The organism is Metabacillus sp. FJAT-52054 (assembly GCF_037201815.1).
GTDB classification, from domain to species: domain Bacteria; phylum Bacillota; class Bacilli; order Bacillales; family Bacillaceae; genus Metabacillus_B; species Metabacillus_B sediminis.
The window spans coordinates 99,049-119,197 of the sequence record NZ_CP147407.1; the positions used below are offsets into that span (position 1 = coordinate 99,049).

Consider the following 20,149-nt stretch of genomic DNA (forward strand, 5'->3'; position numbering starts at 1 on the left):
TAACGAAGAATAGGAGATGAGGATTCCGTGAGTGAACAAGAAATGAATCACGAAGAATTAAACGACCAGCTGCAGGTTAGACGGGAAAAACTACATACTTTAAGAGAAAAAGGACTCGATCCATTCGGGAAGCGTTTTGATGCTACCCATCAAACAGCGGGTCTTCTTTCAGAATTCGAGAACACAACAAAAGAAGAGCTTGAGGATCAAGAACGCCGTGTTACCATCGCAGGCCGGATCATGACAAAACGCGGCAAAGGAAAAGCCGGATTTGCTCATATTCAGGATCTGCAAGGACAAATCCAGATCTACGTTCGCATGGATGGAGTAGGCGAGGAACAATATGACTTGTTCAACACTGCGGATCTTGGGGATATCGTAGGCGTTACAGGCGTTATGTTCAAAACAAAAGTAGGCGAGCTTTCCGTTAAAGCGACTTCTTTTGAGCTTTTGACAAAATCACTGCGTCCTCTTCCGGATAAGTATCATGGTCTGAAAGATATCGAACAGCGCTATCGCCAGCGTTACCTGGATCTAATCATGAACCCTGAGAGCAAACAAACATTTATTGCCCGCAGCAAAATTATTCAATCCATGCGCCGTTACCTGGATGATCATGGATACCTTGAGGTCGAAACTCCAACCATGCACTCGATTCCGGGGGGAGCCTCAGCCCGTCCGTTTATCACTCATCACAACGCGCTGGATATGCCGTTATATATGAGGATCGCGATCGAGCTTCACTTAAAGCGTCTAATTGTAGGCGGTCTTGAGAAAGTGTACGAGATCGGACGCGTGTTCCGTAATGAGGGAATCTCTACCCGCCACAATCCTGAGTTCACTATGATCGAGCTTTATGAGGCATATGCAGACTACAAAGATATCATGAAGCTGACTGAAAACCTCATTGCCCACATTGCAAAAGAAGTGCGGGGAACTACTATGATTCAGTATGGCGATCATGAAGTAAATCTTGAGCCTGAGTGGAAAAGAGTTCACATGGTAGATGCCATAAAAGAAGCTACCGGTGCAGATTTCTGGAAAGAAATGAGTCCTGAAGAAGCGAAGGCACTTGCTGCAGAGCACGGAGTAGAAGTAACCGAGCATATGTCAGTGGGGCACATCATCAATGAGTTCTTCGAGCAAAAAGTAGAAGAAACGCTGATTCAGCCTACATTTATCTTCGGCCATCCGGTGGAAATTTCTCCTCTGGCTAAGAAAAACGATGAAGATCCGCGTTTCACGGATCGCTTCGAGCTCTTCATCGTCGCTCGCGAGCACGCGAACGCGTTCACTGAGCTGAATGATCCGATCGATCAGAAAGAGCGTTTTGAAGGTCAGCTGAAAGAACGTGAGCAAGGAAATGACGAAGCTCATTTGATGGACGAAGACTTTATTGAAGCTCTTGAATATGGAATGCCTCCTACAGGCGGACTTGGAATCGGTATCGACCGCGTTGTTATGCTTTTAACTAACTCGGCATCGATCCGCGATGTTCTATTGTTCCCGCAAATGAGACACCGTTAAATAGAACGAAAGAAAGCCGGATGAACTTTATCCAGCTTTCTTTTTATTTATTTTAAAAAACTATTGCACTGGGCTCTCCGGGGTGGTATATTAATATTCGTTGCTGCAAAACGCAGTTGCGAAACGGAAATTAAGATGAAAAAAGTTGTTGACATCATAATCTCTGAATGGTATTATAATAAAGCTTCACTTTTCCAAATGATCTTTGAAAACTAAACAAATCGAAGTGCCAACGTTAATTTAAGCAACAAACAAGAGCTAGTCAAACTACTTTTTGGAGAGTTTGATCCTGGCTCAGGACGAACGCTGGCGGCGTGCCTAATACATGCAAGTCGAGCGGACCTCTTCGGAGGTCAGCGGCGGACGGGTGAGTAACACGTGGGCAACCTGCCTGTAAGACTGGGATAACTCCGGGAAACCGGAGCTAATACCGGATAACTTTTCGAACCGCATGGTTCGGAGATAAAAGACGGTTATGCTGTCACTTACAGATGGGCCCGCGGCGCATTAGCTAGTTGGTGAGGTAATGGCTCACCAAGGCGACGATGCGTAGCCGACCTGAGAGGGTGATCGGCCACACTGGGACTGAGACACGGCCCAGACTCCTACGGGAGGCAGCAGTAGGGAATCTTCCGCAATGGACGAAAGTCTGACGGAGCAACGCCGCGTGAGTGATGAAGGTTTTCGGATCGTAAAGCTCTGTTGTTAGGGAAGAACAAGTGCGGGAGTCACTGCCCGCACCTTGACGGTACCTAACCAGAAAGCCACGGCTAACTACGTGCCAGCAGCCGCGGTAATACGTAGGTGGCAAGCGTTGTCCGGAATTATTGGGCGTAAAGCGCGCGCAGGCGGTCTTTTAAGTCTGATGTGAAAGCCCCCGGCTCAACCGGGGAGGGTCATTGGAAACTGGAGGACTTGAGTACAGAAGAGGAGAGTGGAATTCCACGTGTAGCGGTGAAATGCGTAGAGATGTGGAGGAACACCAGTGGCGAAGGCGACTCTCTGGTCTGTAACTGACGCTGAGGCGCGAAAGCGTGGGGAGCGAACAGGATTAGATACCCTGGTAGTCCACGCCGTAAACGATGAGTGCTAAGTGTTAGAGGGTTTCCGCCCTTTAGTGCTGCAGCTAACGCATTAAGCACTCCGCCTGGGGAGTACGGTCGCAAGACTGAAACTCAAAGGAATTGACGGGGGCCCGCACAAGCGGTGGAGCATGTGGTTTAATTCGAAGCAACGCGAAGAACCTTACCAGGTCTTGACATCCTCTGCCACTTCTAGAGATAGAAGGTTCCCCTTCGGGGGACAGAGTGACAGGTGGTGCATGGTTGTCGTCAGCTCGTGTCGTGAGATGTTGGGTTAAGTCCCGCAACGAGCGCAACCCTTGATCTTAGTTGCCAGCATTCAGTTGGGCACTCTAAGGTGACTGCCGGTGACAAACCGGAGGAAGGTGGGGATGACGTCAAATCATCATGCCCCTTATGACCTGGGCTACACACGTGCTACAATGGATGGTACAAAGGGCTGCAAAACCGCGAGGTTAAGCGAATCCCATAAAACCATTCTCAGTTCGGATTGCAGGCTGCAACTCGCCTGCATGAAGCCGGAATCGCTAGTAATCGCGGATCAGCATGCCGCGGTGAATACGTTCCCGGGCCTTGTACACACCGCCCGTCACACCACGAGAGTTTGCAACACCCGAAGTCGGTGGGGTAACCCGTAAGGGAGCCAGCCGCCTAAGGTGGGGCAGATGATTGGGGTGAAGTCGTAACAAGGTAGCCGTATCGGAAGGTGCGGCTGGATCACCTCCTTTCTAAGGAAGAATTATCAGCACCCATGCGGTGCAGCAATTAACGGACGCACTTCGACTTTGTTTAGTTTTGAGAGATCATTCTCTCTATACACTTGTTCTTTGAAAACTAGATAACGATATGAATGTCAAACATTCACACGAGTAAGCAAATAACCTTACGATTTTCTTCTGCGCTTGCGTAGATAGAGAACATCAAGTCTGAAAACATCTGTTTTCAGCTCTAACGAAGATAACGTCCGTTATCAGGTTAAGTTAGAAAGGGCGCACGGTGGATGCCTTGGCACTAGGAGCCGATGAAGGACGGTACGAACACCGATATGCTTCGGGGAGCTGTAAGTAAGCGTTGATCCGGAGATTTCCGAATGGGGAAACCCGCTGCTCGTAATGGAGCAGCATCCTGATCTGAATACATAGGATCTGGAAGGCAGACCCGGGGAACTGAAACATCTAAGTACCCGGAGGAAGAGAAAGCAATAGCGATTCCCTGAGTAGCGGCGAGCGAAACGGGATTAGCCCAAACCAGAAGGCTTGCCTTCTGGGGTTGTAGGACACTCAACACGGAGTTACAAAGGAACGGGGTAGAAGAAGCGGTCTGGAAAGGCCCGCCAAAGAAGGTAACAGCCCTGTAGTCGAAACTTCGTTCCCTCCTGAGTGGATCCTGAGTACGGCGGGACACGAGAAATCCCGTCGGAAGCAGGGAGGACCATCTCCCAAGGCTAAATACTCCCTAGTGACCGATAGTGAACCAGTACCGTGAGGGAAAGGTGAAAAGCACCCCGGAAGGGGAGTGAAACAGATCCTGAAACCGTGTGCCTACAAGTAGTCAGAGCCCGTTAACGGGTGATGGCGTGCCTTTTGTAGAATGAACCGGCGAGTTACGATTACGTGCAAGGTTAAGTTGAAAAGACGGAGCCGCAGCGAAAGCGAGTCTGAATAGGGCGATTGAGTACGTGGTCGTAGACCCGAAACCAGGTGATCTACCCATGTCCAGGGTGAAGTTCAGGTAACACTGAATGGAGGCCCGAACCCACGCACGTTGAAAAGTGCGGGGATGAGGTGTGGGTAGCGGAGAAATTCCAATCGAACCTGGAGATAGCTGGTTCTCTCCGAAATAGCTTTAGGGCTAGCCTCATAGTGAGAGTCTTGGAGGTAGAGCACTGATTGGACTAGGGGCCCTCATCGGGTTACCGAATTCAGTCAAACTCCGAATGCCAAAGACTTATCTATGGGAGTCAGACTGCGAGTGATAAGATCCGTAGTCGAAAGGGAAACAGCCCAGACCACCAGCTAAGGTCCCCAAGTATCCGTTAAGTGGAAAAGGATGTGGGGTTGCTTAGACAACCAGGATGTTGGCTTAGAAGCAGCCACCATTTAAAGAGTGCGTAATAGCTCACTGGTCGAGTGACCCTGCGCCGAAAATGTACCGGGGCTAAACGGATCACCGAAGCTGTGGACTGTTCTTACGAACAGTGGTAGGAGAGCGTTCTAAGGGCTGAGAAGCCAGACCGGAAGGACTGGTGGAGCGCTTAGAAGTGAGAATGCCGGTATGAGTAGCGAAAGAGGGGTGAGAATCCCCTCCACCGAATGCCTAAGGTTTCCTGAGGAAGGCTCGTCCGCTCAGGGTTAGTCGGGACCTAAGCCGAGGCCGAAAGGCGTAGGCGATGGACAACAGGTTGAGATTCCTGTACCACCTCTTTTCCGTTTGAGCAATGGAGGGACGCAGGAGGATAGGGTAAGCGCGCTGTTGGATATGCGCGTCCAAGCAGGTAGGCTCAAGGGATAGGCAAATCCGTCCCTTGGTTAAGGCTGAGCTGTGATGGCGAGGGAAATGAAGTACCGAAGTTCCTGATTCCACACTGCCTAGAAAAGCTTCTAGCGAGGAAAATGGTGCCCGTACCGCAAACCGACACAGGTAGGCGAGGAGAGAATCCTAAGGTGATCGAGAGAACTCTCGTTAAGGAACTCGGCAAAATGACCCCGTAACTTCGGGAGAAGGGGTGCTCTTTAGGGTGAATAGCCTTGAAGAGCCGCAGTGAATAGGCCCAGGCGACTGTTTAGCAAAAACACAGGTCTCTGCGAAGCCGCAAGGCGAAGTATAGGGGCTGACGCCTGCCCGGTGCTGGAAGGTTAAGAGGAGAGGTTAGCGCAAGCGAAGCTTTGAATTGAAGCCCCAGTAAACGGCGGCCGTAACTATAACGGTCCTAAGGTAGCGAAATTCCTTGTCGGGTAAGTTCCGACCCGCACGAAAGGCGTAACGATCTGGGCACTGTCTCAACGAGAGACTCGGTGAAATTATAGTACCTGTGAAGATGCAGGTTACCCGCGACAGGACGGAAAGACCCCGTGGAGCTTTACTGCAGCCTGATATTGAATTTTGGCACAGCTTGTACAGGATAGGTAGGAGCCTTGGAAACCGGAGCGCCAGCTTCGGTGGAGGCATTGGTGGGATACTACCCTGGCTGTGTTGAACTTCTAACCCGCGGCCCTGATCGGGCCGGGAGACAGTGTCAGGCGGGCAGTTTGACTGGGGCGGTCGCCTCCTAAAATGTAACGGAGGCGCCCAAAGGTTCCCTCAGAATGGTTGGAAATCATTCGCAGAGTGTAAAGGCACAAGGGAGCTTGACTGCGAGACCTACAAGTCGAGCAGGGACGAAAGTCGGGCTTAGTGATCCGGTGGTTCCGCATGGAAGGGCCATCGCTCAACGGATAAAAGCTACCCCGGGGATAACAGGCTTATCTCCCCCAAGAGTCCACATCGACGGGGAGGTTTGGCACCTCGATGTCGGCTCATCGCATCCTGGGGCTGTAGTCGGTCCCAAGGGTTGGGCTGTTCGCCCATTAAAGCGGTACGCGAGCTGGGTTCAGAACGTCGTGAGACAGTTCGGTCCCTATCCGTCGCGGGCGCAGGAAATTTGAGAGGAGCTGTCCTTAGTACGAGAGGACCGGGATGGACGCACCGCTGGTGTACCAGTTGTCTTGCCAAAGGCATCGCTGGGTAGCTATGTGCGGACGGGATAAGTGCTGAAAGCATCTAAGCATGAAGCCCCCCTCAAGATGAGATTTCCCATCGCAAGAGTAAGACCCCTGAAAGATGATCAGGTTGATAGGTTCGAGGTGGAAGCGTGGTGACACGTGCAGCTGACGAATACTAATCGGTCGAGGACTTAACCTTTATTCAAGTAAGGCTGCTTCACTCGTGCAGCAATCGTTATCTAGTTTTGAAAGAGCAAAAAAAGATTAAAAAATATCTTGATTTCTTCTGAAATCATAGTATAATAAATCTTGTCGCTTTTTTAGAATATGTCTGGTGACTATGGCAAAGAGGTCACACCCGTTCCCATACCGAACACGGAAGTTAAGCTCTTTAGCGCCGATGGTAGTTGGGGGTTTCCCCCTGTGAGAGTAGGACGCCGCCAGGCATATACATATGATGTTAAAGCTTTAGCCAGCTTTAACACTTTCGGAGGATTAGCTCAGCTGGGAGAGCATCTGCCTTACAAGCAGAGGGTCGGCGGTTCGATCCCGTCATCCTCCACCATTTATTTTACTCGTAAAATTATATGCCGGTGTAGCTCAATTGGTAGAGCAACTGACTTGTAATCAGTAGGTTGGGGGTTCAAGTCCTCTTGCCGGCACCACTTTCTTGGTAGCAGCATTTATGCTCTATTAAAAGAGAGCCATTAGCTCAGTCGGTAGAGCATCTGACTTTTAATCAGAGGGTCGAAGGTTCGAGTCCTTCATGGCTCACCATTTACATTTTAATATGCGGGTGTGGCGGAATTGGCAGACGCACTAGACTTAGGATCTAGCGCCTTATGGCGTGGGGGTTCGACTCCCTTCACCCGCATCTTTACAATTGCGGAAGTAGTTCAGTGGTAGAACACCACCTTGCCAAGGTGGGGGTCGCGGGTTCGAATCCCGTCTTCCGCTCCAATCCCATGACGCCGGGGTGGCGGAATTGGCAGACGCACAGGACTTAAAATCCTGCGGTAGGTGACTACCGTACCGGTTCGATCCCGGTCCTCGGCACTTGAGAATCATATATTGCGCCCGTAGCTCAATTGGATAGAGCATTTGACTACGAATCAAAAGGTTAGAGGTTCGAGTCCTCTCGGGCGCGCCATAATTTCATTATACTCAATTAAGGCTCGGGAAGTAGCTCAGCTTGGTAGAGCACTTGGTTTGGGACCAAGGGGTCGCAGGTTCGAATCCTGTCTTCCCGACCATTTCCTTAAACGATGGGGCCTTAGCTCAGCTGGGAGAGCGCCTGCCTTGCACGCAGGAGGTCAGCGGTTCGATCCCGCTAGGCTCCACCATTATATGATCTTTGAAAACTAAACAAATCGAAGTGCCAACGTTAATTTAAGCAACAAACAAGAGCTAGTCAAACTACTTTTTGGAGAGTTTGATCCTGGCTCAGGACGAACGCTGGCGGCGTGCCTAATACATGCAAGTCGAGCGGACCTCTTCGGAGGTCAGCGGCGGACGGGTGAGTAACACGTGGGCAACCTGCCTGTAAGACTGGGATAACTCCGGGAAACCGGAGCTAATACCGGATAACTTTTCGAACCGCATGGTTCGGAGATAAAAGACGGTTATGCTGTCACTTACAGATGGGCCCGCGGCGCATTAGCTAGTTGGTGAGGTAATGGCTCACCAAGGCGACGATGCGTAGCCGACCTGAGAGGGTGATCGGCCACACTGGGACTGAGACACGGCCCAGACTCCTACGGGAGGCAGCAGTAGGGAATCTTCCGCAATGGACGAAAGTCTGACGGAGCAACGCCGCGTGAGTGATGAAGGTTTTCGGATCGTAAAGCTCTGTTGTTAGGGAAGAACAAGTGCGGGAGTCACTGCCCGCACCTTGACGGTACCTAACCAGAAAGCCACGGCTAACTACGTGCCAGCAGCCGCGGTAATACGTAGGTGGCAAGCGTTGTCCGGAATTATTGGGCGTAAAGCGCGCGCAGGCGGTCTTTTAAGTCTGATGTGAAAGCCCCCGGCTCAACCGGGGAGGGTCATTGGAAACTGGAGGACTTGAGTACAGAAGAGGAGAGTGGAATTCCACGTGTAGCGGTGAAATGCGTAGAGATGTGGAGGAACACCAGTGGCGAAGGCGACTCTCTGGTCTGTAACTGACGCTGAGGCGCGAAAGCGTGGGGAGCGAACAGGATTAGATACCCTGGTAGTCCACGCCGTAAACGATGAGTGCTAAGTGTTAGAGGGTTTCCGCCCTTTAGTGCTGCAGCTAACGCATTAAGCACTCCGCCTGGGGAGTACGGTCGCAAGACTGAAACTCAAAGGAATTGACGGGGGCCCGCACAAGCGGTGGAGCATGTGGTTTAATTCGAAGCAACGCGAAGAACCTTACCAGGTCTTGACATCCTCTGCCACTTCTAGAGATAGAAGGTTCCCCTTCGGGGGACAGAGTGACAGGTGGTGCATGGTTGTCGTCAGCTCGTGTCGTGAGATGTTGGGTTAAGTCCCGCAACGAGCGCAACCCTTGATCTTAGTTGCCAGCATTCAGTTGGGCACTCTAAGGTGACTGCCGGTGACAAACCGGAGGAAGGTGGGGATGACGTCAAATCATCATGCCCCTTATGACCTGGGCTACACACGTGCTACAATGGATGGTACAAAGGGCTGCAAAACCGCGAGGTTAAGCGAATCCCATAAAACCATTCTCAGTTCGGATTGCAGGCTGCAACTCGCCTGCATGAAGCCGGAATCGCTAGTAATCGCGGATCAGCATGCCGCGGTGAATACGTTCCCGGGCCTTGTACACACCGCCCGTCACACCACGAGAGTTTGCAACACCCGAAGTCGGTGGGGTAACCCGTAAGGGAGCCAGCCGCCTAAGGTGGGGCAGATGATTGGGGTGAAGTCGTAACAAGGTAGCCGTATCGGAAGGTGCGGCTGGATCACCTCCTTTCTAAGGAAGAATTATCAGCACCCATGCGGTGCAGCAATTAACGGACGCACTTCGACTTTGTTTAGTTTTGAGAGATCATTCTCTCTATACACTTGTTCTTTGAAAACTAGATAACGATATGAATGTCAAACATTCACACGAGTAAGCAAATAACCTTACGATTTTCTTCTGCGCTTGCGTAGATAGAGAACATCAAGTCTGAAAACATCTGTTTTCAGCTCTAACGAAGATAACGTCTGTTATCAGGTTAAGTTAGAAAGGGCGCACGGTGGATGCCTTGGCACTAGGAGCCGATGAAGGACGGTACGAACACCGATATGCTTCGGGGAGCTGTAAGTAAGCGTTGATCCGGAGATTTCCGAATGGGGAAACCCGCTGCTCGTAATGGAGCAGCATCCTGATCTGAATACATAGGATCTGGAAGGCAGACCCGGGGAACTGAAACATCTAAGTACCCGGAGGAAGAGAAAGCAATAGCGATTCCCTGAGTAGCGGCGAGCGAAACGGGATTAGCCCAAACCAGAAGGCTTGCCTTCTGGGGTTGTAGGACACTCAACACGGAGTTACAAAGGAACGGGGTAGAAGAAGCGGTCTGGAAAGGCCCGCCAAAGAAGGTAACAGCCCTGTAGTCGAAACTTCGTTCCCTCCTGAGTGGATCCTGAGTACGGCGGGACACGAGAAATCCCGTCGGAAGCAGGGAGGACCATCTCCCAAGGCTAAATACTCCCTAGTGACCGATAGTGAACCAGTACCGTGAGGGAAAGGTGAAAAGCACCCCGGAAGGGGAGTGAAACAGATCCTGAAACCGTGTGCCTACAAGTAGTCAGAGCCCGTTAACGGGTGATGGCGTGCCTTTTGTAGAATGAACCGGCGAGTTACGATTACGTGCAAGGTTAAGTTGAAAAGACGGAGCCGCAGCGAAAGCGAGTCTGAATAGGGCGATTGAGTACGTGGTCGTAGACCCGAAACCAGGTGATCTACCCATGTCCAGGGTGAAGTTCAGGTAACACTGAATGGAGGCCCGAACCCACGCACGTTGAAAAGTGCGGGGATGAGGTGTGGGTAGCGGAGAAATTCCAATCGAACCTGGAGATAGCTGGTTCTCTCCGAAATAGCTTTAGGGCTAGCCTCATAGTGAGAGTCTTGGAGGTAGAGCACTGATTGGACTAGGGGCCCTCATCGGGTTACCGAATTCAGTCAAACTCCGAATGCCAAAGACTTATCTATGGGAGTCAGACTGCGAGTGATAAGATCCGTAGTCGAAAGGGAAACAGCCCAGACCACCAGCTAAGGTCCCCAAGTATCCGTTAAGTGGAAAAGGATGTGGGGTTGCTTAGACAACCAGGATGTTGGCTTAGAAGCAGCCACCATTTAAAGAGTGCGTAATAGCTCACTGGTCGAGTGACCCTGCGCCGAAAATGTACCGGGGCTAAACGGATCACCGAAGCTGTGGACTGTTCTTACGAACAGTGGTAGGAGAGCGTTCTAAGGGCTGAGAAGCCAGACCGGAAGGACTGGTGGAGCGCTTAGAAGTGAGAATGCCGGTATGAGTAGCGAAAGAGGGGTGAGAATCCCCTCCACCGAATGCCTAAGGTTTCCTGAGGAAGGCTCGTCCGCTCAGGGTTAGTCGGGACCTAAGCCGAGGCCGAAAGGCGTAGGCGATGGACAACAGGTTGAGATTCCTGTACCACCTCTTTTCCGTTTGAGCAATGGAGGGACGCAGGAGGATAGGGTAAGCGCGCTGTTGGATATGCGCGTCCAAGCAGGTAGGCTCAAGGGATAGGCAAATCCGTCCCTTGGTTAAGGCTGAGCTGTGATGGCGAGGGAAATGAAGTACCGAAGTTCCTGATTCCACACTGCCTAGAAAAGCTTCTAGCGAGGAAAATGGTGCCCGTACCGCAAACCGACACAGGTAGGCGAGGAGAGAATCCTAAGGTGATCGAGAGAACTCTCGTTAAGGAACTCGGCAAAATGACCCCGTAACTTCGGGAGAAGGGGTGCTCTTTAGGGTGAATAGCCTTGAAGAGCCGCAGTGAATAGGCCCAGGCGACTGTTTAGCAAAAACACAGGTCTCTGCGAAGCCGCAAGGCGAAGTATAGGGGCTGACGCCTGCCCGGTGCTGGAAGGTTAAGAGGAGAGGTTAGCGCAAGCGAAGCTTTGAATTGAAGCCCCAGTAAACGGCGGCCGTAACTATAACGGTCCTAAGGTAGCGAAATTCCTTGTCGGGTAAGTTCCGACCCGCACGAAAGGCGTAACGATCTGGGCACTGTCTCAACGAGAGACTCGGTGAAATTATAGTACCTGTGAAGATGCAGGTTACCCGCGACAGGACGGAAAGACCCCGTGGAGCTTTACTGCAGCCTGATATTGAATTTTGGCACAGCTTGTACAGGATAGGTAGGAGCCTTGGAAACCGGAGCGCCAGCTTCGGTGGAGGCATTGGTGGGATACTACCCTGGCTGTGTTGAACTTCTAACCCGCGGCCCTGATCGGGCCGGGAGACAGTGTCAGGCGGGCAGTTTGACTGGGGCGGTCGCCTCCTAAAATGTAACGGAGGCGCCCAAAGGTTCCCTCAGAATGGTTGGAAATCATTCGCAGAGTGTAAAGGCACAAGGGAGCTTGACTGCGAGACCTACAAGTCGAGCAGGGACGAAAGTCGGGCTTAGTGATCCGGTGGTTCCGCATGGAAGGGCCATCGCTCAACGGATAAAAGCTACCCCGGGGATAACAGGCTTATCTCCCCCAAGAGTCCACATCGACGGGGAGGTTTGGCACCTCGATGTCGGCTCATCGCATCCTGGGGCTGTAGTCGGTCCCAAGGGTTGGGCTGTTCGCCCATTAAAGCGGTACGCGAGCTGGGTTCAGAACGTCGTGAGACAGTTCGGTCCCTATCCGTCGCGGGCGCAGGAAATTTGAGAGGAGCTGTCCTTAGTACGAGAGGACCGGGATGGACGCACCGCTGGTGTACCAGTTGTCTTGCCAAAGGCATCGCTGGGTAGCTATGTGCGGACGGGATAAGTGCTGAAAGCATCTAAGCATGAAGCCCCCCTCAAGATGAGATTTCCCATCGCAAGAGTAAGACCCCTGAAAGATGATCAGGTTGATAGGTTCGAGGTGGAAGCGTGGTGACACGTGCAGCTGACGAATACTAATCGGTCGAGGACTTAACCTTTATTCAAGTAAGGCTGCTTCACTCGTGCAGCAATCGTTATCTAGTTTTGAAAGAGCAATCTTTCAACCACATATCTGGTAATTATGGCAGAGAGGTCACACCCGTTCCCATACCGAACACGGAAGTTAAGCTCTTTAGCGCCGATGGTAGTTGGGGGTTTCCCCCTGTGAGAGTAGGACGTTGCCAGGTACATGAAAAAAAGGCTTGCCCCTTAGGGGGTGGGTCTTTTTTGTTTGGGATTTGGGGTTGAGGGATACGCTTGGGATAGAGGGAGAAAGACGGGGTGGCGGATACGTGATTCGGGATACGCCAAGAGTAGAGGGAAGGAGAAGGAGGCGGAATACTCGATTCAGTTGAACTTAGTATTTATTAGCAGCTTAATGTTTGGCTGGACTTAGTTTTAACAGAGTGAGACTGGCGGACCGTACTGGCTGCGGAAAGAGATCCAACGAATAGAGGCAGCAGCGATCTCTGTCGAACCATCCCGAAAAGTCGATATCCGCTCATTTTAGTCGATATATCGAAATAATCGTCGATATATCAAATTAATCGCCGATATATCAAAATTTCGGTCGATATCCGCTCCAGAATAGCCGATATTTTGCCATCTCCCCCCTTGCCGCACCAGAAACGAACGTATTCCTCTCCATTTTCACCGCCATTTTCCTCCCACCGAGTCTTTTTGCCAACCATTTCAGCAATTTCGAGCAATAACAGGCGAGTTTTAATAAAAAATTCATTCTCTCCCTTATTAACTCCTCAAGCCGGAGGTACCTGGCAGGCTCAAAGTACTCCCGACAGCATCAAGCCACCAACTCAAAAAATCAACACCCACCCAATTTACATCCCCAAAACCCATCTCCATCCTCCAACATCAAAAAACCCCGGCCGCCACCCCCTCAAACTATAATTCATTCCCTAACCCGAGCCTTCTATCTATGACTCAAAATTCCACCTCCCAAAAGAATATGCCAATAGAATGATTTTTTAAGAATAAAAGTTTGAAGGTGCAGATTAATGGAAACCATGATGGATATTATACTATCTGAAAAATCTACGCTGATGATCACAATTATTTTAACTGCTGTCGAATTCGGCTTTATTGGTGAAGTATGTGAATTGAAAGGGTATCGGCAGGTTTTAGAATTCATTTAATAGTTGGTATAGTTGCATGTTTGCTGATGCTGCTTGCTCTTCGCGGTTTTTAAAGTATTTGGAAATTCCCCAATTCTCTGTTCGATCATTCTCGGTTTCCACCCTGTGTCTTAACTGAATTGGCTATTAGCATCAGGGACCCAGTGTCCCATGAACTGCCTTGTACTTGTAATTAGGTCCGGGATGAATAGGCTTGCATGCTTTACAGCCTTTGTTGTCAGGATGAGCCTTTCTTTTCTGAATCGTGTGCAATGAAGTTTTAATAAAAAGCAGGAAAGGGAAAGAATGAAAATAAGGTGCACCGGGAGGAAAGTCTAAGGAAGTGCTTAGGGCACTGGATCACAATGACTTGGCTGTGTATAAGATGAGCATAAACAATCCCGGCACTTATCAAAATGAACCGGCTTATTCCCTAGAGTGTTGAAAAAGGGATGATTGGATCTGTAAATGAAAGCTTCCTCGAATGAAATAGTTGAAAAAAAAGCGAGTACGTCATATATTTATATTAGTCAAATATAGTCAAAGTCAAGTGAGGAGGAGGCTTGATGAGAAACATTTCGGATATTATCGAGCAGTATTTAAAGCAGGTTCTCGATATGAGTGAAGAGGAAATCGTCGAACTGAAGAGAAGCGAGATTGCCGATAAGTTCCAGTGTGTGCCCTCTCAGATTAATTACGTGATTAATACCCGCTTTACTGTCGAACGGGGATATATGGTTGAAAGCAAGCGCGGGGGCGGAGGCTATATTAGGATTATTAAAGTTCAATCCAATGATAAGGCCCACCTTCTGGATCAGATTTTGGAGCTTGCGGGGGACCGGATTTCCCAGGCATCTGCTGAGGATATTGTTATTAGGCTGACAGCAGAGCAGGTCATTACTCCGCGTGAAGCGAAAATCATGATAAGTGTGATGGATCGTTCAGTGCTTTATGTAGATTTGCCTTTAAGAGACGAATTACGGTCACGAATGTTAAAGGCAATGCTGACGTCCCTTAAATATAAATAATCGTAAGGCAGGTGATCCTCATTGATTTGTCAGGAGTGCCACGAAAGACCGGCAACGTTTCATTTCACCAAAGTAGTGAATGGTGAAAAGGCAGAAGTGCATATTTGTGAACATTGTGCGAAAGAGAATAGTAATATGATGGTATTCGGAAGCGACGGCGGCTTTTCAATCAATTCCCTTTTATCAGGACTTCTGAATTTTGAAACAAAGCTTGGGAAGTCTGATGCATCCTCGATGTATCGGGCAGAGGAAGTTCGCCAATGCCCCCGCTGCAAGATGACGTTCCGAGAGTTCGGGAAGGCTGGCCGATTCGGATGTCCGGATTGCTATCGGACTTTTAAAAGTGAAATTACGCCTATTTTAAGAAAGGTTCATAGCGGCAACACTGCTCATGGAGGCAAAATTCCGAAGCGCATTGGAGGCAGCATTCATCTCCAAAAGAAAATGGAAGAGCTGAAGAAGCAGATGCAGCATCACATTTCACAGGAGGAGTTTGAAAAAGCAGCCGAGCTCAGGGACGAAATTAAAGCGATCGTCAGAGAAATGAATGCCGATAGAGGGGAGGAGGCTTAAGATGTCATTGCAGGATTTTATGAACAATGCAATGAGTGCGTGGATGAGCCAGGAAGGTCCGGACTCAGATATCGTATTGAGCAGCAGAGTGAGACTTGCCCGGAACATTGAGCAGTTCCGCTTTCCAACCTTAGCATCAGAAGAAGAATTCCAGAACATTCTTACGCTTTTTGAAGAACAGTTTTCAAATCAGACGTTCCCAGATATCGGATCCTTCGTTCTGCTGAAAATGAGTGAGCTCGAGCCCGTGCAAAAAAGGGTATTGGTGGAGAAGCATTTGATTAGTCCGAGTCTGGCAGAGGATTCCGCTTTCTCCGGATGTCTGCTTTCTGTTAATGAAGAAGTGAGCATCATGGTGAATGAAGAGGATCACATTCGAATACAATGTTTGTTCCCGGGTCTTCAAGTAAAAGAGGCCCTTGAAGTGGCAGGCAGGCTGGATGACTGGATTGAAAAAGAGGTAGATTATGCTTTTGATGAGAATCGAGGCTATCTGACAAGCTGTCCGACGAACGTAGGTACCGGGATGAGAGCTTCTGTTATGATGCATCTTCCTGCCCTCGCTTTGACAAAGCAAATGAACCGGATTGTCCCGGCAATTAATCAGCTTGGTCTGGTTGTTAGAGGAATTTACGGGGAAGGCAGCGAAGCTTTAGGTAACCTGTTTCAAATTTCAAACCAGATCACGCTCGGGAAGTCGGAAGAGGATATAGCGGAGGATCTTCTCAGCGTTGTGCAGCAATTAATTGCCCAGGAACGTTCGGCAAGGGAAGCGGTGCTTCAGGCATCCAAAATCCAGCTCGAGGATCGCATTTACCGTTCGTATGGCATTCTTTCCAACAGCAGAATTATTGAATCGAAAGAAACAGCCAGATGTTTATCCGATGTTAGATTGGGAATTGATTTAGGACTAATACAAAACGTTTCCAAAAATATTTTAAATGAATTGATGATTTTAACACAGCCGGGTTTTCTGCAGCAGTATTCCGGTACTGGGCTGACACCGGATGAGCGGGATATCCGCAGAGCGGCATTAATTCGTGAACGTTTAAAAATGGAGATAGATGGAGGCTGATAGGTATGATGTTCGGCAGATTTACAGAGAGAGCGCAAAAAGTACTGGCACTGGCTCAAGAAGAAGCCGTTAGACTGGGACATAACAATATTGGAACAGAACATATCCTTCTTGGTCTTGTACGCGAAGGAGAAGGAATTGCTGCAAAAGCTTTGAATGCTCTTGGATTGGGTTCAGAGAAAATTCAAAAAGAAGTGGAAAGTCTGATTGGCAGAGGCCAGGATATTTCACAGACGATCCATTACACTCCGCGTGCTAAAAAGGTTATTGAGCTTTCAATGGATGAAGCGCGCAAGCTTGGCCATTCCTATGTAGGAACAGAGCACATCCTTCTTGGGCTAATCCGCGAAGGTGAAGGAGTAGCAGCTCGAGTACTTAATAATCTGGGTGTAAGTTTAAACAAAGCAAGGCAGCAGGTTCTTCAGCTGCTCGGAAGCAATGAATCTTCTTCCGGCCATCAGGGCGGGGGAATGGCGAATGCCAATACACCGACTTTAGACAGTCTGGCACGCGATTTAACGGTGATTGCACGTGAAGGAAGCTTAGATCCGGTTATCGGACGCGGGAAGGAAATTCAGCGTGTTATTGAGGTGCTAAGCCGCAGAACGAAGAACAACCCTGTCCTTATCGGAGAACCGGGTGTAGGTAAAACCGCAATTGCTGAAGGTCTTGCCCAGCAAATCGTTCAAAATGAAGTGCCGGAAATTCTTCGCGATAAGCGGGTCATGACACTTGATATGGGTACGGTTGTTGCCGGAACGAAATACCGCGGGGAGTTTGAAGACCGCCTGAAAAAAGTGATGGATGAGATCCGTCAGGCAGGCAATATCATTCTTTTCATTGATGAGCTTCATACACTGATTGGTGCAGGCGGAGCAGAGGGGGCGATTGATGCATCCAATATTCTAAAGCCGTCCCTTGCACGCGGAGAGCTTCAGTGCATCGGTGCTACGACTCTTGATGAATACCGTAAATATATAGAAAAAGATGCAGCACTTGAGAGACGCTTTCAGCCTATTACAGTTGACGAACCGACTGTAGCGGAAAGCATTCAAATCCTGAGCGGCCTTCGCGACCGCTATGAAGCGCATCACCGTGTTTCCATCACAGATGAAGCGATTGATGCGGCCGTTAAGCTTTCGGACCGTTATATCTCGGACCGCTTCCTGCCGGATAAAGCAATCGATTTAATCGATGAAGCGGGTTCTAAAGTGAGACTGCGTTCCTTCACTACACCTCCTAATTTGAAAGAATTAGAGATGAAGCTTGAGGAAGTAAGAAAAGAAAAGGATGCAGCCGTACAGAGCCAGGAATTCGAAAAGGCAGCTTCTTTAAGGGATACAGAGCAAAGACTTCGTGAACAGCTGGATGAAACGAAGAAAACGTGGAAAGAAAAGCAAGGCCAGGAAAATTCAGAAGTCACGGTTGAGGATATTGCAATGGTCGTATCCAACTGGACAGGAGTTCCTGTATCACGCCTTGCCCAGACTGAAACAGATAAGCTTCTGAACATGGAACAGCTTCTGCACTCCCGTGTAATCGGCCAGGATGAAGCTGTAGTGGCAGTAGCCAAGGCTGTCCGCAGGGCGAGAGCCGGCTTGAAGGATCCTAAGCGTCCAATTGGATCATTCGTTTTCCTTGGACCAACAGGTGTAGGTAAAACAGAGCTTGCACGTGCTCTTGCAGAATCTATTTTTGGCGACGAGGATGCCATGATCCGCATTGATATGTCGGAATACATGGAGAAGCATTCAACCTCCCGTCTGGTAGGTTCTCCTCCTGGATATGTAGGGTATGAAGAAGGCGGCCAGCTGACAGAGAAGGTTCGTCGCAAGCCTTATTCCGTTGTCCTTCTGGATGAGATTGAAAAGGCCCATCCGGACGTCTTTAACATCCTGCTTCAAGTTCTTGAGGACGGCCGCTTGACGGATTCAAAAGGAAGAACGGTCGATTTCAGAAATACTATTCTGATCATGACATCCAACGTAGGAGCAAGCGAACTGAAACGCAATAAATATGTCGGCTTCAACGTTCAGGATGAAAATCAGAACTACAAAGACATGAAGGGTAAAGTTATGGGCGAGCTGAAAAAAGCGTTCCGTCCTGAATTCATTAACCGGATTGACGAGATTATCGTGTTCCACTCCCTGGAGAAAAAACACTTAAAAGAAATCGTTACGCTTATGTCCAGTCAGCTTACAAAACGTCTAGCTGAACAGGATCTGTCCCTGTCGCTTACAGACGCTGCCATTGAGAAAATCACAGAGGAAGGCGTAGACCTTGAGTATGGGGCGAGACCTCTTCGCAGAGCGATTCAGAAGCATGTAGAGGACCGTCTATCTGAAGAATTGCTCAAAGGCAATATTGATAAGGGCCAAAGCATTACGCTGGACGTAGAAGGCAATGATTTTGTGGTAAAACAGGCAGAAAAATTAAATCAATAGCATGTTGAAGCAGAGGCATACATTTTATTCCGTATGCCTCGCTTTCTTTATAAAAAGAGAGGTTGGACTATGGCAAAAACGAAAACGAAATTTATGTGCCAGTCATGCGGCTATGAGTCTGCGAAATGGATGGGGAAATGTCCCGGATGCGGCGCATGGAATACGATGAACGAAGAAACGTTTAAAACAGGTACGGGAACAGGCTCCAGAAGAACCGCCTTTCAGCATTCCGCTCAGACCGCTCAAAAGGCTTCTCCCATAACAAAAATCGAAACATCATCAGAACCGCGCATTATGACAAAAATGAAGGAATTAAACCGGGTCCTGGGCAACGGAATTGTAAAGGGTTCTCTTGTTTTGATTGGGGGAGATCCCGGTATAGGGAAATCCACTTTGCTGCTGCAAGTATCCTCGCAGCTTGCTGATTTGGGTAACCGTGTGCTTTATATATCAGGAGAGGAATCGGTTAAACAGACAAAGCTTCGGGCTGACCGTCTTGATGTTTCATCAGATGAGCTTCTCGTTTTGGCTGAAACTGACATGGAATTTATCACGAAAGCCATTGATGAATCCGAGCCGGCTTTTGTCGTGATTGATTCCATCCAAACTGTGTATCAGAGTGAGATCACCTCTGCACCCGGAAGTGTTTCACAGGTAAGGGAATGTACCGCAGAATTAATGAGAATTGCAAAGACGAAGGGAATTGCGATTTTTATTGTAGGCCACGTTACAAAGGAAGGCTCCATAGCGGGTCCGCGTCTGCTTGAGCATATGGTGGATGCGGTTCTGTATTTTGAAGGCGAACGCCATCATACATACCGGATTCTCCGTGCCGTAAAAAATCGTTTCGGGTCCACAAATGAGATGGGAATTTTTGAAATGAAGGAAGCGGGTCTAGCTGAAGTGCTGAATCCATCGGAAATATTCCTTGAGGAAAGGTCAAAAGGGGCTGCCGGTTCAACAGTTGTTGCATCGATGGAAGGAACGAGGCCTGTCCTCGTCGAAATACAAGCATTAATCTCTCCCACAAGTTTTGGAAATCCGAGAAGAATGGCAACGGGCATTGATCATAACCGGGTGCCTCTTTTGATGGCGGTTCTTGAAAAGCGAGTGGGTCTGCTTCTTCAAAACCAGGATGCCTATTTAAAAGTAGCGGGCGGAGTTAAGCTGGATGAACCGGCTATCGATCTTGCTGTTTCAGTAAGCATTGCTTCGAGCTTCCGTGATGTGCCGACCAATCCGATGGATATCATTATCGGCGAAGTCGGTTTGACCGGTGAGGTGAGAAGAGTCTCGAGAATTGAACAAAGAGTTCAGGAGGCAGCAAAGCTTGGCTTTAAACGGGTGATTCTGCCGGAAGCCAATATTGGAGGCTGGACGCCGCCGCCTGGCATTAAAATTATTGGAGTTAAAAGCGTAGCGGAAGCCTTGCAGCATTCACTGGGGGGATGATC

The 20,149-nt window shown here is 49.3% G+C and carries 7 protein-coding genes, 9 tRNA genes and 6 rRNA genes; all 22 read left to right on the forward strand.

The window, feature by feature from the left end; translation table 11 throughout:
- Window positions 1-27: 27 nt before the first annotated feature.
- The 22 genes from lysS (at window position 28) to radA (ending at window position 20,147) form a co-directional block, all read left to right on the forward strand.
- Window positions 28-1,527 (forward strand): lysine--tRNA ligase, encoded by a 1,500-nt coding sequence (gene lysS, locus WCV65_RS00510; protein ID WP_338779308.1) that lies wholly within the window; start codon window positions 28-30, stop codon window positions 1,525-1,527.
- Between the two features lie 271 nt (window positions 1,528-1,798).
- A 16S ribosomal RNA gene (locus WCV65_RS00515) occupies window positions 1,799-3,337 on the forward strand.
- A gap of 245 nt (window positions 3,338-3,582) precedes the next feature.
- Window positions 3,583-6,509: ribosomal RNA gene (locus WCV65_RS00520) — 23S ribosomal RNA — on the forward strand.
- A gap of 131 nt (window positions 6,510-6,640) precedes the next feature.
- Window positions 6,641-6,756 (forward strand): 5S ribosomal RNA (gene rrf / locus WCV65_RS00525).
- 43 nt (window positions 6,757-6,799) lie between these two features.
- A tRNA-Val gene (locus tag WCV65_RS00530) sits at window positions 6,800-6,875 on the forward strand.
- 24 nt (window positions 6,876-6,899) lie between these two features.
- Window positions 6,900-6,975: transfer RNA gene (locus WCV65_RS00535), tRNA-Thr, on the forward strand.
- A gap of 36 nt (window positions 6,976-7,011) precedes the next feature.
- Window positions 7,012-7,087: transfer RNA gene (locus tag WCV65_RS00540), tRNA-Lys, on the forward strand.
- A gap of 15 nt (window positions 7,088-7,102) precedes the next feature.
- Window positions 7,103-7,184: transfer RNA gene (locus WCV65_RS00545), tRNA-Leu, on the forward strand.
- A gap of 11 nt (window positions 7,185-7,195) precedes the next feature.
- A tRNA-Gly gene (locus WCV65_RS00550) sits at window positions 7,196-7,270 on the forward strand.
- 10 nt (window positions 7,271-7,280) lie between these two features.
- Window positions 7,281-7,366, forward strand: a tRNA-Leu gene (locus tag WCV65_RS00555).
- Window positions 7,367-7,383: 17 nt separating this feature from the next.
- A tRNA-Arg gene (locus tag WCV65_RS00560) sits at window positions 7,384-7,460 on the forward strand.
- A gap of 26 nt (window positions 7,461-7,486) precedes the next feature.
- Window positions 7,487-7,563 (forward strand) — tRNA-Pro (locus tag WCV65_RS00565).
- Between the two features lie 14 nt (window positions 7,564-7,577).
- Window positions 7,578-7,653 (forward strand) — tRNA-Ala (locus WCV65_RS00570).
- Window positions 7,654-7,730: 77 nt separating this feature from the next.
- Window positions 7,731-9,269, forward strand: a 16S ribosomal RNA gene (locus WCV65_RS00575).
- Window positions 9,270-9,514: 245 nt separating this feature from the next.
- Window positions 9,515-12,441 (forward strand): 23S ribosomal RNA (locus WCV65_RS00580).
- Window positions 12,442-12,514: 73 nt separating this feature from the next.
- Window positions 12,515-12,630: ribosomal RNA gene (gene rrf, locus WCV65_RS00585) — 5S ribosomal RNA — on the forward strand.
- The 16S, 23S and 5S rRNA genes sit together here with 9 tRNA genes alongside, the layout of an rRNA operon.
- Before the next feature lie 828 nt (window positions 12,631-13,458).
- Window positions 13,459-13,596: a hypothetical protein gene (locus tag WCV65_RS00590; protein ID WP_338779310.1), complete on the forward strand. Its 138-nt coding sequence runs from the start codon at window positions 13,459-13,461 to the stop codon at window positions 13,594-13,596.
- A gap of 545 nt (window positions 13,597-14,141) precedes the next feature.
- A complete protein-coding gene (locus WCV65_RS00595) occupies window positions 14,142-14,603 on the forward strand; it encodes a CtsR family transcriptional regulator (RefSeq protein ID WP_035406697.1) in 462 nt (153 codons plus the stop codon).
- Window positions 14,604-14,624: 21 nt separating this feature from the next.
- Entirely contained in the window at window positions 14,625-15,176 is a 552-nt protein-coding gene (locus WCV65_RS00600; RefSeq protein WP_035406700.1) for a UvrB/UvrC motif-containing protein, read from the forward strand.
- A gap of 1 nt (window position 15,177) precedes the next feature.
- Entirely contained in the window at window positions 15,178-16,251 is a 1,074-nt protein-coding gene (locus WCV65_RS00605) for a protein arginine kinase (RefSeq protein ID WP_338779313.1), read from the forward strand.
- 5 nt (window positions 16,252-16,256) lie between these two features.
- Window positions 16,257-18,695: an ATP-dependent protease ATP-binding subunit ClpC gene (gene clpC / locus WCV65_RS00610; RefSeq protein WP_338779315.1), complete on the forward strand. Its 2,439-nt coding sequence runs from the start codon at window positions 16,257-16,259 to the stop codon at window positions 18,693-18,695.
- Window positions 18,696-18,764: 69 nt separating this feature from the next.
- A complete protein-coding gene (radA, locus tag WCV65_RS00615; protein ID WP_035406710.1) occupies window positions 18,765-20,147 on the forward strand; it encodes a DNA repair protein RadA in 1,383 nt (460 codons plus the stop codon).
- The last annotated feature ends 2 nt before the right edge of the window (window positions 20,148-20,149 follow it).